Origin of the sequence: Enterococcus sp. HMSC072F02 (assembly GCF_001837725.1) — a bacterium.
In the GTDB taxonomy this organism is placed as follows: domain Bacteria; phylum Bacillota; class Bacilli; order Lactobacillales; family Enterococcaceae; genus Enterococcus_B; species Enterococcus_B lactis.
This window is the reverse complement of sequence record NZ_KV833929.1, coordinates 1-13633: the sequence shown is the minus strand read 5'-3', so window position 1 is coordinate 13633 and position 13633 is coordinate 1. Positions and strand designations below refer to the sequence as shown.

15 protein-coding genes, 1 other RNA gene and 1 pseudogene are annotated in these 13633 nt (G+C 36.6%); 5 read left to right on the top strand and 12 right to left on the bottom strand.

Features of this window, described 5'->3' with window-relative positions:
• Nucleotides 1–584: 584 nt before the first annotated feature.
• Nucleotides 585–947 carry a hypothetical protein gene (locus HMPREF2731_RS03865; RefSeq protein ID WP_002310196.1) on the bottom strand — a complete coding sequence of 121 codons (363 nt, stop codon included), beginning with the start codon at nt 945–947 and terminating at the stop codon, nt 585–587.
• A gap of 75 nt (nt 948–1022) precedes the next feature.
• Nucleotides 1023–1403 carry a CvfD/Ygs/GSP13 family RNA-binding post-transcriptional regulator gene (locus HMPREF2731_RS03860; protein ID WP_002290989.1) on the bottom strand — a complete coding sequence of 127 codons (381 nt, stop codon included), beginning with the start codon at nt 1401–1403 and terminating at the stop codon, nt 1023–1025.
• Between the two features lie 63 nt (nt 1404–1466).
• Between HMPREF2731_RS03860 and HMPREF2731_RS03855 the strand changes: the two genes are divergently transcribed.
• A complete protein-coding gene (locus tag HMPREF2731_RS03855; RefSeq protein WP_002310195.1) occupies nt 1467–2660 on the top strand; it encodes a MalY/PatB family protein in 1194 nt (397 codons plus the stop codon).
• A 75-nt stretch (nt 2661–2735) separates the two neighbouring features.
• Here HMPREF2731_RS03855 and HMPREF2731_RS03850 read toward each other — a convergent pair whose 3' ends face one another.
• Entirely contained in the window at nt 2736–3320 is a 585-nt protein-coding gene (locus HMPREF2731_RS03850) for a peptidylprolyl isomerase (protein WP_070872352.1), read from the bottom strand.
• A gap of 210 nt (nt 3321–3530) precedes the next feature.
• Here HMPREF2731_RS03850 and HMPREF2731_RS03845 point away from each other — a divergent pair, with 210 nt between their 5' ends.
• Nucleotides 3531–4529, top strand: a complete 999-nt coding sequence (locus HMPREF2731_RS03845; protein WP_070872350.1) for an NAD(P)/FAD-dependent oxidoreductase — start codon at nt 3531–3533, stop codon at nt 4527–4529.
• A 110-nt stretch (nt 4530–4639) separates the two neighbouring features.
• A complete protein-coding gene (locus HMPREF2731_RS03840; protein WP_002290997.1) occupies nt 4640–5149 on the top strand; it encodes a phosphatidylglycerophosphatase A family protein in 510 nt (169 codons plus the stop codon).
• A 26-nt stretch (nt 5150–5175) separates the two neighbouring features.
• Here HMPREF2731_RS03840 and HMPREF2731_RS03835 read toward each other — a convergent pair whose 3' ends face one another.
• From HMPREF2731_RS03835 to tadA, 6 genes are all read right to left on the bottom strand, one after another.
• Entirely contained in the window at nt 5176–5835 is a 660-nt protein-coding gene (locus tag HMPREF2731_RS03835; protein ID WP_002310190.1) for a TIGR01906 family membrane protein, read from the bottom strand.
• Nucleotide 5836: 1 nt separating this feature from the next.
• On the bottom strand, nt 5837–6601 hold the full coding sequence (locus tag HMPREF2731_RS03830; protein ID WP_002310189.1) for a TIGR01457 family HAD-type hydrolase: 765 nt from the start codon (nt 6599–6601) through the stop codon (nt 5837–5839).
• A gap of 7 nt (nt 6602–6608) precedes the next feature.
• Complete coding sequence (locus HMPREF2731_RS03825) at nt 6609–7286, bottom strand: YutD family protein (RefSeq protein WP_002310188.1); 678 nt, start codon at nt 7284–7286, stop codon at nt 6609–6611.
• Between the two features lie 36 nt (nt 7287–7322).
• Nucleotides 7323–8708 (bottom strand): bifunctional metallophosphatase/5'-nucleotidase, encoded by a 1386-nt coding sequence (locus HMPREF2731_RS03820; RefSeq protein ID WP_002310187.1) that lies wholly within the window; start codon nt 8706–8708, stop codon nt 7323–7325.
• 220 nt (nt 8709–8928) lie between these two features.
• Nucleotides 8929–9013, bottom strand: an RNA gene (ffs, locus tag HMPREF2731_RS03815) — signal recognition particle sRNA small type.
• Between the two features lie 22 nt (nt 9014–9035).
• Entirely contained in the window at nt 9036–9551 is a 516-nt protein-coding gene (tadA, locus tag HMPREF2731_RS03810; RefSeq protein ID WP_002344017.1) for a tRNA adenosine(34) deaminase TadA, read from the bottom strand.
• Nucleotides 9552–9657: 106 nt separating this feature from the next.
• Between tadA and HMPREF2731_RS03805 the strand changes: the two genes are divergently transcribed.
• Nucleotides 9658–10515 carry a helix-turn-helix domain-containing protein gene (locus tag HMPREF2731_RS03805; protein WP_002310185.1) on the top strand — a complete coding sequence of 286 codons (858 nt, stop codon included), beginning with the start codon at nt 9658–9660 and terminating at the stop codon, nt 10513–10515.
• Between the two features lie 81 nt (nt 10516–10596).
• Here the strand turns inward: HMPREF2731_RS03805 and HMPREF2731_RS03800 are convergent, their stop codons facing one another.
• The 3 genes from HMPREF2731_RS03800 to HMPREF2731_RS03790 form a co-directional block, all read right to left on the bottom strand.
• Nucleotides 10597–10932: a hypothetical protein gene (locus HMPREF2731_RS03800; protein WP_002291007.1), complete on the bottom strand. Its 336-nt coding sequence runs from the start codon at nt 10930–10932 to the stop codon at nt 10597–10599.
• 75 nt (nt 10933–11007) lie between these two features.
• Nucleotides 11008–12378 carry an RsmF rRNA methyltransferase first C-terminal domain-containing protein gene (locus HMPREF2731_RS03795; RefSeq protein ID WP_002310183.1) on the bottom strand — a complete coding sequence of 457 codons (1371 nt, stop codon included), beginning with the start codon at nt 12376–12378 and terminating at the stop codon, nt 11008–11010.
• A 77-nt stretch (nt 12379–12455) separates the two neighbouring features.
• Nucleotides 12456–12992, bottom strand: a complete 537-nt coding sequence (locus HMPREF2731_RS03790; protein ID WP_002310182.1) for a TetR/AcrR family transcriptional regulator — start codon at nt 12990–12992, stop codon at nt 12456–12458.
• A gap of 321 nt (nt 12993–13313) precedes the next feature.
• Between HMPREF2731_RS03790 and HMPREF2731_RS03785 the strand changes: the two are divergent.
• A pseudogene (locus HMPREF2731_RS03785) lies at nt 13314–13619 on the top strand (helix-turn-helix domain-containing protein); the annotation flags it as partial.
• Nucleotides 13620–13633: the final 14 nt, after the last annotated feature.

Genomic DNA, 13633 nt, shown 5'->3' with positions numbered 1-13633 from the left:
TTACTTTGTTCAGTTTTCAAAGGTCTACTTCAACGGAAATGTTTTTCCGATTTGTTTTGGCTGCCGTAGCAACTTTTATATCATATCAGAGTGACAAGTGATTGTCAACTCTTTTTTAAAAGTTTTTTTCGATTTCGTTTTTCGAAATCTTTCAGCAACTCATTCATCATAACTTGTCGTTTGTTATTTGTCAAGAACTTTTTTGAAGTTTTTTCGATAGAATCAACTTTCGCAAGCTGTTCTTTTTTAACGACTTAGTTATCTTATCATGTCATCATAAACATGTCAATAACTATTTTTTAAGTTTTTTCAGAAACGTGATATAACGTCCACTTCGGAATCAACGCTGTTAAATTTATCATGTATTTCTACCTTGGTCAACTATAAATTAAGCATTACTTTGTGAAATGATTTTTCGATCAATTATTATTATTCGTTATACAACCGTTTTCTACATATTTTGAAAACAAAATGCACTAAAAAATTATCTATAGCAGAACATTTCATTGTCTTTTTTGGATCAAACAATAAAAAAAAAGAAGTTTGAAAAAAATTCAAACTTCTTTGCTCGCTTAATCTGTATTTTAGAAGAAAGGCACTCCCTCTACTTCGTAAGTTCCAAGAACAGAGCGCATTTGACCTGGTTCTTCCCAAATGTATCCTTCGCCTAATTCTTCTCTTTGATTCTTTTGTTCAGTCTCAAAGACAAACAACGGAACATTTTCCTGATTAATATGTGTATTTGTCAATTCCATCAAACTAATCTTGCTAACATCGATATGAACTATTTCTTTTAAGAAATTAAGTATATTCGCTAAACCAGTCTTCCCTTCAGAAAGTTCCGCTAACGCAAATTCCAACTTGTCATCAATTGAATGGACCAAAAATTTTTTAGAACCATCCTCCAAATGCAACATAATTGTACCAGCAACTCTTTTGCTTGCCAAAATTTCCACCTCGATCACCTTGTTCTATGGCTTACATAAAAATTCTAGCACATTTTCAGAAAAAATACACACTTTTTATTTCTTATTTTCTTTCCGTTCTAATTCAGATAACGCTTCTTCTATCCAAATAGGTAACTGCTCCGCAATAGTGGCAAAACCGATTTTACGATTTTTATTCGTGAAATATCTTTTTCTACGATAAGGAACAGCTGGATTTGTTTTTTCTAATGTTCTTAAAGATAAACTGATTTTTTTGGAATATTCATCAATGTCGATGATCTGAACGGTTACTGGCTGCCCGACTTTTAACAATGAATGGATATTTTTCGTATAACCGGATTGTACTTCCGAAACATGAATAAGTCCTTGCGTCTCATTATCAAGAGAGACGAATGCCCCATAAGGCTGTATCCCTGTTACTTTTCCTTCAATTATTTGTCCAATTTTATAAGTCATCTACTTCCCTCTCTTCGCATTTATCATTATACTGTAAATAGCGCAAAAAAAGAAGCGACGAAAATGACTGGAGGTATTGAGATGATCGAATTTGATAAAAAGATTTCAAGAAAAGATACAGAAAGTGTAAAATGGGACGCGATTGCCGAGACATATCAAATGGATGATTTACTTCCTTTGTGGGTAGCAGATATGGATTTCTTATCTCCCGAGGGGGTAGCTAATGCGTTTAGTGAATACATCAAACACGGAATCTTTGGTTATGCCACTCTATCTGATAAACTCTATCAGGCTATCATTCATTGGGAACGTCAACGCCATGCTGTTGAGTTGACGAAAGAAAATATTGTTTTTACAAGTGGTGTGTTGACTAGTTTAGCTGCAGCAGTACAAACTTTTACAAAACCAGGCGATTCTATTTTGATTCATGACCCAGTTTATCCTCCATTTTCCTCTATTATAGAAACAAATCAACGTCACATTGTTCGAAGCTCTTTGCTAGAAAAAAATAATCATTTTGTCATGGACTTTTCTAACATGGAGAAAAAAATAGAAGAAAACAATGTAAAAGCAATGATCTTGTGCAACCCTCATAATCCAGGAGGTCGCGTTTGGAGCAAAGAAGAATTGAAACAGTTAAGCGAATTGTGTTTAAAACATCGAGTGTTTCTGTTTAGTGACGAAATCCATCAAGATTTGACTTTATTCGATCATACATTTACTTCCATGCTGACGATTAATCCCGATTTGGACGATTTGCTCATTGCCTTTACTTCTGCAACAAAGACTTTCAATTTAGCTGCAATCAAAAATTCAATGGTATTTATCAAAAATCCAGAGCTGAAAGCTAAATTTGAAAAACATCTAGTGATGAATCAACAGCACGAAATCAACACTTTTGGTTTGATTGGGACTCAAGCGGCTTATGAGACCGGTGGAGAATGGTTAAACCAATTGATTCCTTATCTAGAAAAAAATGTTCAAACAGTTAATCAGTTTTTTGAACAGCATCTTCCGAAAGTGAGAATAATGAGCCCTGAAGGAACTTATTTAATGTGGTTGGATTTTACCGCTTATATTTCAGACGACCAGAAATTAGAGAATACTCTAGTGAGAAAAGGAAAAGTCGTATTAAATCCTGGTATCACATTTGGTCCTTCCGGTCATGGACATATGCGCTTGAATATTGCTTGTCCAGAAGAAACTTTACTAGAAGGACTTCATCGAATCAAGCACGCTTTAGAAACAACCGAATAAATCAGTTATCAAAGTAAAAGGACGAGACCTTACTAGGTTTCGTCCTTTTCTATAAATACTCCGTATCATACCAAACTATTCTGAAATTTCGATTGTTTCAATCACTATGTCATGTACAGGGCGGTCTTGCGGACCACGTTGCACATTTGCAATTTCATCTACTGTATCCATTCCTTCCAGTACATGTCCAAAGACTGTATGTCGGAAATCTAACCAAGGGGTTCCGCCACCTTTATACGCTTCAATGATTTCTGATGGGAATCCAGCACCTTCCAATTGTCCAAGCATATTAGCTGGCACATTTGTGTTATTTACAATAAAGAATTGGCTTCCGTTTGTGTTTGGACCTGAATTTGCCATAGATAAAGCTCCGCGAAGGTTGAACAGTTCACGACTGAATTCATCTTCAAAACTTTCTCCATAAATACTTTCTCCACCCATTCCTGTTCCAGTTGGATCGCCGCCTTGAATCATGAAATCAGGAATAACACGGTGAAAAATCACGCCATCATAATAACCTTTTTTGGAAAGTTCAATGAAATTTTGAACCGTCTTCGGTGCTAGTTCAGGGAATAATTGGACAGTAATGTCACCACGGTTTGTTTTGATAACAGCTTTTGGTCCTTTTTCATTTTTTAAATCTAGTTGTGGGAATCCCATATTGTTTCCTCCTATTATTTGCATACTTCATAAATAATAATAACATAATACCTAACCTTCCGTAAAAATACTAGATTTGTTTTTCTTTATTTTTTCATCACTGCCTGCATTCCATGAATAAATTCTATGACTGACCATTTCAACTTCAAATATTTTTGAGAAGCATTCTCAATTAAATTCTGCTATAGTGTGAAAAGGGAGGAATTTTTTATGGAAATCTATGACATTACAATTATCGGTGCAGGTCCTGTAGGGATGTTTGCCGCTTTTTATGCAGGAATGCGCCAAGCTAAAACAAAAATCATTGACAGTCTACCTCAACTTGGTGGTCAATTAGCAACATTATATCCTGAAAAATATATTTACGATATCCCAGGTTATCCAGCAATCAAAGCAAGTGAATTAATCGATCAATTAGAAAAACAGTTAACTACTTTTAATCATACATTTCATTTAAAAGAAGAAGTTCTCTCGCTTACTCGTGAAGACGAAGTTATCGAGATCACTACAAATAAAGGCATACATTATTCTAAAGCAGTCATTTTAACTTTAGGGAATGGTTCATTCCAGCCGAGAAAATTGAATTTAGATAATGCTGAAGCATTCGAAAACCACGGATTGGATTATTTCGTAAATGATTTGATGAAATATGCCGGAAAAAAAGTTGCTATTGCTGGAGGCGGCGATTCTGCTATCGATTGGGCATTGATGTTGGAGCCTATTGCAAGCGAAGTTTACCTGATCCATCGTCGTCCGGAATTCCGTGCGCATGAACATAGCGTATCGCGTTTGAAGTCTTCAACTGTCACCTTGCTTACTCCATATCTAATCGATGGATTGTCTGGCAACGCTGGAGAACTGTCAGACATCCGCTTAAAAAAAGTGAAGAGCGATGAAACAATTGATTTGATGATTGATGCTCTGATCGTCAATTATGGATTCACTTCTAATTTAGAACATCTCTCTTCTTGGGGACTTGATAGTACTAGAAATGCCATCACTGTAAAATCAGATATGTCTACTTCTATTCCAGGTGTTTATGCAGCTGGTGATATCTGTACCTATGAAGGAAAAGTGAAACTGATTGCTACTGGGCTCGGTGAAGCACCTACCGCAGTGAACAATGCTTTACACTACATTAATCCAAAAGAACGGACTCAGCCTGGTCACAGCACAAGCTTATATGATAAAAATCTTCGGCCTAGTTGATTTTTTAGATTCCTCTGCATTTCAAGCGAGATCCAAAAGCAGTTTCTTGCATTTTTTTCATGTTCCGTTAACATGAAATAGAGAAAGAAAAATAAAGGGGGAGCAATAATATGGTCGTCAAAACTGAGACTTTAGAAGAAAAGGCAAGAGAACTATTGAAAGAACGTGGCGTAACTGTAGAAGATATCGCACAACTTGTCATGTTTTTACAAAAAGACTATATTTCTGATTTGACTTTGGCAGATTGTACTGAAAGTGTCAACAGCGTATTAACAAAACGTGAAGTACATAACGCCATTATCACCGGAATCCAATTAGATATATTAGCAGAAAAGAAAAGATTGATGGATCCGTTGCAACACATTATCGAAGATGACGAAGGTCTTTACGGTATCGATGAGATCTTAGCTTTATCAATCGTGAATGTTTACGGTACGATTGGCTTTACGAACTATGGCTATATCGATAAAGTGAAACCGGGTATTTTAAAAGAACTAAACAGCCACGATGGCGTTCATGTCCATACCTTCTTAGATGATATCGTCGGAGCAATCGCTGCTGCTGCTGCCAGTCGATTAGCACACAAAGAACCAGAAAAAAGAAGTCGACTTACTCAATAAATCAAAAAAAGAAAGAAAACGTCTATTTAGACGAGTTCTTTCTTTTTTGTTTGTTTCAAACTATTTTTCCCTAAGAAAAGAAAAATAGCAAAAAATACTTCTAATACTACAAAGAACAAGATAAAGCTATGCATGAAAAATTCTTCTGGAAGTACATTGATGATTGGATCAGTTACAGGATCGAATAACCAGTCATCGTTGTTGAAAAACGTTTCATGAAAAAGGATAAAAAAGCGATCAAATCCAATCATCATGAAAAAACCGAAAATGACTGGCAGCAACATGCCAATCTGAAACGGACGAATCAATCGCCAAAGACGATCATTCTTTTGCAAATATCTGATAAACAAAATACTTGGGATCAGAGTGATGAAAAATACAGCATAATCCACTAAAAACAAAATTTTCACTTCATAAAAATGATGAGCTCCGCTAGCAGAAACTGGAAAGTCCGGCAAACTGAGGACTGTTTGGAAGGGATTATTAAGATAATTCATCAGGTGATCAAAATTTTTCAGTAATGTCTCTTGGTCTAAAGAAGTATAATCCAAAATATGCAAATGTCCGATATCAAATACATACAGCGGTCGAAAATTGATCGTCACTCCAACTGCCAAACTGATCAGCGTCAGAAACAGGCTGAATAATCCGGCATATTCCAACCACCGCCATCTCGAATTTTTCATATTAGAAGCTCCATTCATCCAATGATCGTTTCACAAAGGTAGCTGGGATAGGCAGCCCAGGTACATCTTCTTCTTTTGTGAAACCTGATAAAACGAGCAAAGTATCGATATTATTACGTATCCCTGCTTGGATATCTGTTTCATAGTTATCTCCAACCATGATTACTTCTTCTTTTTGCAGACCTAATACTTCAACGGCTTTATCCATAATGATTGCTTCTGGTTTTCCGATATAAATTGGTGGAGTTTGGGTTGCTGTCTCGACGAAAGAGATGACTGACCCAGCTCCAGGAAGAAGACCACGTTCTGTAGGGATATTCTTATCCGGATTCGTACCAATGAAAGTAGCCCCTTTTTGAATAGCAAGAGTTGCTTTGACGACCTTTTCATAGGTCAAATAATTATCTAGCCCTACTACTACATAGTCAGGAACCTCTTCTTCCCATGTAAATCCGGCAGCTAAAATCAAGTCAATTAATCCGGCTTCTCCGATAACATACACTTTTTTTCCTTTTCCATCTGCTTTCATGAAATCAATTGTAGCCAAAGTAGCTGTATAAACTGTTTCTGGTGCTACATGAATGTCAAACTCATCTGCTAGACGATTAGCCACTGTTTCTGGCGACTTAGTCGTGTTATTCGTAACAAATAAGAAAGGCAATTTCCTTTTTTGTAATTCTTCCACAAACCGTTTCCCTGCCGGTATAGGTTCCGTCCCGCGATAAATCGTCCCGTCTAAATCAATTAAATATCCTTTATAGTCCATTCATCCACTACTCTTCCCTTTTTCTTATCGTAAATGCTGTTTTTGTTTTTTCCACTTGATTAGATTGTTCTTGTTTTTTTACTTTTTCAGAGGTTTTTGCTGACTCTGTTTTTCGATTTTTAATAACCGGTTTTTTACGATTAGATGTGACTGGTCCTTTTTTCTCATCGATATACGCACGATTATGGTTTTTTTTCTTTTTTCGGCGCTGAGTTGTCTTTTCTTTTTTACCGCCGATTCTTTCGATGACAAAATACGCACAACCAAAATTGCAATATTCGTAAAGATAGTCTTCCAATGAATCAATTCGCTGATCCGGATGCGCCCGTCGATTATCCGCTCGGAAGAATCCTTTTAAACGTAGTTGTTCATAACCCCAATCTCCTACGATATAATCATATCGGGCTAGTACATCACTGTATCGTTCTCCCAGTTTTTCTGCATTAAATCCTTCACGATAATCGGACACAAGCCGATAATGTCTTTCGCCTACCAAAAAATTACTGTCATCTAACAGCGTCACTACTTCACCTTTGACTTTTTCTGCTTTCGGCTCCTCGACGATTTCTTCCAAAGCAGCTGTCAGTTCTTCTGTGACTGTTGTTTCCTGTTCAGCTGATGATTTTTTCTTAGCAATTTCTGTTTTATGCTCAACGTTCTGCTGTTCATTTTGTTTTGCAGACATGCGTTCACCACCTATCTTTTTTATTATACCTTGTTTTTATTTGATTGGGTAGTGAGCTTTCAAGTAATCTCCTACCACGCTTCGGATAAATTCAGGAAACAAAAATTCATTTTTTCCAACAATTTCGATCGTTGGAAAAAATGGGACAAACATTAGATGATCGACGGTAGTAAAAGTATAATTTTTAGTCGGATCGACTGGCTTATTCTTCCAAAAAACTTGATGGTTAACGGAGTCATACATGATTCCATTATAGACCATCTGTCCAAAAATCTTGCCGCGAAATCCCATTCCCTTCATCGGATAGTTACGTAAAAACTGACGATTTTTTTCTATTTCTAAAACTAAACGAATCAGATCATTTCCACCCAATGTGACATTCAGCAAGTGCATTGGATGTGGCAATGCCGTGTGAAGCTGATCCTGGTTGACCCGACCTTTTGGAATTTCAGTTAAAAACAGACCACTGTTTAATATTGCGGCGTCCGTCTTTCCTCGTTCTTTTACCGCCTCAAGGGCTACTTGGATAAACGAATGCTCACTGAAGATATCTAGGCTTAAAGAAAACGGCAAATCCGCTACTTCTTTTTCTTTTAGCAGCTCATGCCCTTGTTCTAAGTAACCGTTTACCTCTTGTTCATCTTCTGTAAAAGCTGTCATTGTTTCTGTAGGGATGGCTTTGGCCGAATGCTTAAGGATTTTTTTTTCTTCATCGATGGTTAAATGGACTTCTCCTACATATTGACCGTATTTGCCAGCTGCTGCTATTTGGACATCGTTGACTACATGACCTTCTCTGAATAAATGATGGGTGTGCGAACCTAAAATAACATCAATTGCTGGTATTTCTTTTGCAATTTGTAAATCATCTTGAATCCCGAGATGACTCATCAAAACTAAAACATCCACTTGTGGACGTAAATCTTCGACTAATTCCGGCAAAATATCATATGGATTGCGTATGTCCCAGCCATTTGGATTATACGTAAGCGGGAACGGGGCAGTAAATGCAATCAAGCCAATTTTTGTCTGGTGTTTCGTTGTAATGATTTTATACGGTTTCGTCCATATCGGTGGCTGCAACGTATTTTTATCGAACAAGTTATCAAGGATGATATCAAACTCAGCATGATCATATAAGTGGTTTAGATCTTCTTTGGAATTTCCTACGCCTTCATTGTTTCCTATCGTCGCTGCATCATAACCAACTTCATTCATCAGCAAGATATTCGCCTGTCCATTCGTTGCCTCTGATAATGGATGCCAACGATCCACAAAATCACCTAGATCGACTGCAATCGTTGTCGTATTTTCTTTCTTTTCGTTTTCTCGTTTACGCTGATCTAAGAATCTTCTGATCCTTGGCCAATTTTCTAAATGTGAATGCAGATCATTCGTATGTAAAATCACTATTTTTTCCATGTGTCCTCTCGCCTCTCTTTATCTTCATCATACCACAGGCAGCTTTTTCTTCCATTGAAACAAGCTCCATTTCAGAGCTTTTCCTGTCTCGAAGCAAATTACATAAGTATAATATTCGATAAAATAGTCTGGCTAAAAGAACGAAAAACTATTCAGTTTTACAGCCTAATTATTTCTAGAAATAAAAAAAAAACAGACCCGAAAGTCTGTCGTCGTTTCATTATAATCAGACACATGGCGGAACCTGCTTAGTGCTGCTTCCTTCCAGACCTGACACGCTTCACAAGCCCACCATTGTCCTAGCCTTTCGGCAAAGAATAGTATACCTTATTTTTCATTCGTTGACCAGTCTTTTTTTAATTTCTTTTTTCGCTGACGTAGCTTTCGGAAAAAGTCAGTCAAAACCCTTCCGCATTCGTCTTCTAAAATGCCACCTTCTACATACGCTTGATGGTTGAATCGTTCGTCTTCCAAAAGATTCATCAAAGTGCCGGCTGTTCCGCCTTTCGGGTCATATGCACCGAAATAAACTTCTGCTACACGAGACAAAATCATCGCGCCACTGCACATAGGGCAAGGTTCCAAGGTAACAAAAAGCGACGCATTTTCTAAGCGCCAACTTCCAACTTTTTCACAGGCTTCCTTGATTGCAAACATTTCTGCATGTGTAGTAGCATCTTGTGTCGTTTCTCTAAGGTTATATCCTTTTCCAATCACTTCTCCCTCTAATACAACCACTGCTCCAATCGGAACTTCATGGAGCACTTCTGCTTTTTTTGCTTCTGCCAATGCAAGGCGCATCCATTTTTCTTTATCTACTGCATCAAGATTTGTATTAACCAATTAACCTTCCCTGCCTTTGTTTTTTCTTGTTTTACTTTAGCATATGACAAAAAGGCTGTAACTAACTTTTTTTTCTATGGTAAAATAAATACAAGAGGTGAACAAGATGAAAATGAATAAATTACTTGCTCTTTACCCACAAGCACAGAAAAAAAACTGTCCAGCGTCAGAAGCTGATATCCTTTCTTTTGCAGTTGATGATGCTTTTATTTGGATTAAAAGCGATTCACTATCCCAACAAGAAACTAGTCTTTTGAAAGCGTTATTCCCTATAGTCAGCGATCAAAAAAAACATCCGTGGTATCACTATCTTTTTAAAGATGCTTCTTGCATCCAAGAAAAAAGCTTTCGTTTGATCCAGCTTCACGTCGAATCGAAAGGAGAATTCTTAAAAAAAGAATGGCAAGATACTATTTTGGAATTATTTCGCTATTCTGCTGATTTCTTCTTTTATACAGACACTGATGCTCTCTTGATCGAACAAAAAAATTGTGATTATCTTGATGCTGCTGAGATCAATGGTATTTTTCTATCTTTAGATGCTGATTTTGATACGACAACATCTGTATTCGTTGGTTCTTTTCATTCACCAGGTAGCGACCTTGTCCCTTTGTTTGCTGAAGAAAGAAGAATTTTTTTAACAGAGCAAAACAATCTCTATACTCACAGCCGTACTTTTTCTATGCAAGATGTTGCTTTACATTACTATACAAAAGATGTCATGAAAGATAGTGCGTTGATCAAAAGTTACATAGAACTGATCAAACAAAATGAAATGGAAGAGATCATTCAAGAATTATGGAATGAATTAGGTAATGTCAGCTCTGCTGCAAAAACGCTGTTTCTTCATCGGAATACGCTAAAATATCGAATCGAAAAATTTCAAGAACAATCAGGTTTCAATCTAAAAAAAGCCAATGATTTACTGTTTTGCTACCTTTTATTGATTCATGAGCATGATTAAAGATAAGTTAAAGGGGTTATGACAATAAATTTTGTCACAACCCCTTATTTCAAATGAATAGTGTTCAAAAGCTAGTTTCTCTTACATCATTTTTTCAACAAAATGCATAAGCCGATCTTTTACGTCTTCGGTTGAGTCTTTGATGGAATCACCGTAAACAGAGATTTTCTTTTTTCCTGATTTTATTTTTGCTAACATCCCCATCAAAGAATCCAAGTCACTATCTGACAGATCATCTACGATTTCCATCAATTTTTCATTTCCATCGAATTTGTCGTGGACGAATTTTTTTACTTTTGTCCGAGTAGTCATATGATGGATCTTTTCCATTACTTTTCCCGATACGACGACTGCTGTCGCTACACTGGCAGCGGCTGCTACGCTTAATCCAATTGTTACTTTTGTTGATGTTTTCATAAGTATCAGCTCCTTTTTATCTACTTCAATCATAGCATAGACAAAAAAATAAACGAACTAATCCACTCATCGAAATCAGCGAAATCTTAATCCTTTAGGAAAAAAGTTCTTTACTGTTCCTTTTACTTGTTTACCAAAACCGACAGGTATCTTATCCAATACTAATAAAACCCATCCTTGATCCCCATCACGTTGAAATGTTTCTCCTGCTGTGTAAGATTGCCATTCCTTTTGAGTGATCGACAAACAAGGGATGTTTTCTGTCTTTTTCATAGCAAGTGCTAAGGCATAGCTAGGTTCAAATCGATTCTTTTTGAAATCTCCTAAATGCAAACCTGTACGCATGACTTTCAAACCATCAAGAGAAGGGAGCAACTCAGGAACTTCCCAAAGATGATCGTTGAACACTAAAAGTCTCCCAGTGATTTCATAATGGAAATCCATTGAAAATTCCGTCCAAAGTTTTTCCTGTTCTTTTGTCAATTCTTCTTTCCGTTTCTTACGTACTTTCTTTTCTTTACGTGTTGGGTTTTGTCCATGAAAAGTCAACTTTGCGACAAAATGCCCTTCTCCTTGATTTTCATGAGGCCATATACGTACTGTTTTGTCCAAACCATCTACGCTTCCCCATTCAGGACGTCCTGAACTAACGGTTTGAGACAAAGGGATTTCTTCAATTGTTACTGGATAATTTTCTACAAGCCAGCTAATAATCTCTTCATTTTCTTCTGGTGCAAACGTACAGGTAGAGTAGATCAGCTGCCCTTCATGTTTTAGCATCTTTATTGCTGAAGACAAAATCTCTTGCTGACGTTTTTGACAGTGTAGCGGAGATTCTTCTGTCCACTCTTTTACTGCATTCGGATCTTTTCTGAACATCCCTTCCCCTGAACAAGGCGCATCAACCACGATCCGATCAAAAAAACCGGAAAAATGAGGAACAAGCTCTGCAGGTGCATGATTTGTCACTATTGCGTTCGAAACTCCCCATCGTTCTATATTTTCTGATAGGATCTTCGCGCGTTTCGGAAATATCTCATTTGACACTAACAACCCTTTGCCTCTCATTTGAGCAGCTAATTGGGTCGATTTACCGCCGGGAGCCGCACACAAATCCAACACTTTTTCTCCTGGTTTTGCTGCAGCAGCTGTTCCAACGATCATTGCACTTGGTTCTTGGCTATATTCGTACCCAGCTTGATGGAGGAAAGACTTTCCATTCACAGTGCCAAGAAATCCCTCATTGCTGTAGGGAGCGGGTTGCAATTCTTCGCTATGGTAAGTTTGAACCATAGCCAATCCTGCCGGTTTTAGTGGGTTCCACCGAAATCCTTTTTTTGCGCTTCCTTGCTCAAGTGCGCAAAAAAATTCAGTTGATTCTTCTCCTAAAAGAAGACGATATTTTTTGATAAATTGCTGTGGTAACGTTGTAGCTTCCTCCTTCATTCAAATGTTTCGTTAGACATTTTACAATCTTTTTTACGAAAAATAAAGGTGGCTGATCTACTTTTTCATGTTGCTTCCTAAGATAACTGTTCCTTTAAGATACTTTCCAAGTATTCATCCGTCACCTCATTTTTATCCCAAACAGCGTTCATCGTTTCAAAAAAATCTTGAGAAAAATTATCTGAGCTCAAACTTCCCAATGCATTAAGCCAAAGCAATTCAAGCAACTTTTCCTCTTTGATTTTCGTGTGGCCTTTGATGTATGAGAAAAATGGCCGTTTAAATAGCGAATTCATGTCTAATTCAGATTTTGCAATGATTCCACGGATACTTTCATGGATAGAAAAAAAATCTTTCAGCAAGTAGACTGTGCTTAGAACATCATTGGAATTGCATTCAGCTAAGTATCGTTCAAAGCAAACAGTGATTTCTTCTAATATTTTCTCCTTTAACCCGCTGATCGATTTGAAATGTGTATAAATCGGATATGTAGAACACCCGCAGAAATCCGCCAAATCTCTTGCAGTAATTGATTTCATTCCATATTCTTCCACATATACCATACTTTTGAACAGCAAATATTCTTTACTATAATTTGTTACTCTCCCCATCATTCTTACCTCCGTCCCTCTTCATCTACCCTCTAATAAATAACGTACAAAATTAAAAAAAAAAAGTGAAATAATCACTGATAATCTTCATAATCACTTTAGATATATCCATTAAAAATCAAGTATATTTACTTATGATACAAGAAAACCTTGACAAAAAGCCCTATGAAATAAACAATAGAATAAACAAGGTGATAACAAGATTTAAATAACAATATATACAAACAAAAGGCGATACTCTGTAAGAATAACACACACTGAAATGACTTTCCACTCACAGTTTTTGTCTAACTATATACAAAAACAGAATAAAAGGAGGCTATTATATTAATTGAAGCAAGAAAAAAAGAGTTGCTTGTTCTGCACAGGGTCATTCAAAAAAAAAATTGTTCTTTACAGGAATTAGCCAATGAATTGCATATTCCAAAACGAACAATCAAAGAGTTGATTCGGAAAGTAAATTTTTCGCTCAAGCAATTTTTATTGATGGAGGAATTTATTTATTCTAACCATAAAGGAGAGATCTACACCAAAGAAACCGATCAGTCTAAAAAGCTAGCTGTATTTTATAAGTTAAGATTACGCTACCTACAAGAATCCAATCGTTTTAATTATATGATTTGTCAAATTAAGCTAGAATAAAA

Coding starts and splice junctions, on each gene's coding strand:
- HMPREF2731_RS03860 (WP_002290989.1), bottom strand. CDS start 1,403: ATGACTTATAAAATTGGACAAATAATTGAAGGAAAAGTAACAGGGATA.
- HMPREF2731_RS03855 (WP_002310195.1), top strand. CDS start 1,467: ATGACTGGAGGTATTGAGATGATCGAATTTGATAAAAAGATTTCAAGA.
- HMPREF2731_RS03850 (WP_070872352.1), bottom strand. CDS start 3,320: ATGGGATTCCCACAACTAGATTTAAAAAATGAAAAAGGACCAAAAGCT.
- HMPREF2731_RS03845 (WP_070872350.1), top strand. CDS start 3,531: ATGGAAATCTATGACATTACAATTATCGGTGCAGGTCCTGTAGGGATG.
- HMPREF2731_RS03840 (WP_002290997.1), top strand. CDS start 4,640: ATGGTCGTCAAAACTGAGACTTTAGAAGAAAAGGCAAGAGAACTATTG.
- HMPREF2731_RS03835 (WP_002310190.1), bottom strand. CDS start 5,835: ATGAAAAATTCGAGATGGCGGTGGTTGGAATATGCCGGATTATTCAGC.
- HMPREF2731_RS03830 (WP_002310189.1), bottom strand. CDS start 6,601: ATGGACTATAAAGGATATTTAATTGATTTAGACGGGACGATTTATCGC.
- HMPREF2731_RS03825 (WP_002310188.1), bottom strand. CDS start 7,286: ATGTCTGCAAAACAAAATGAACAGCAGAACGTTGAGCATAAAACAGAA.
- HMPREF2731_RS03820 (WP_002310187.1), bottom strand. CDS start 8,708: ATGGAAAAAATAGTGATTTTACATACGAATGATCTGCATTCACATTTA.
- HMPREF2731_RS03805 (WP_002310185.1), top strand. CDS start 9,658: ATGAAAATGAATAAATTACTTGCTCTTTACCCACAAGCACAGAAAAAA.
- HMPREF2731_RS03800 (WP_002291007.1), bottom strand. CDS start 10,932: ATGAAAACATCAACAAAAGTAACAATTGGATTAAGCGTAGCAGCCGCT.
- HMPREF2731_RS03795 (WP_002310183.1), bottom strand. CDS start 12,378: ATGAAGGAGGAAGCTACAACGTTACCACAGCAATTTATCAAAAAATAT.
- HMPREF2731_RS03790 (WP_002310182.1), bottom strand. CDS start 12,992: ATGATGGGGAGAGTAACAAATTATAGTAAAGAATATTTGCTGTTCAAA.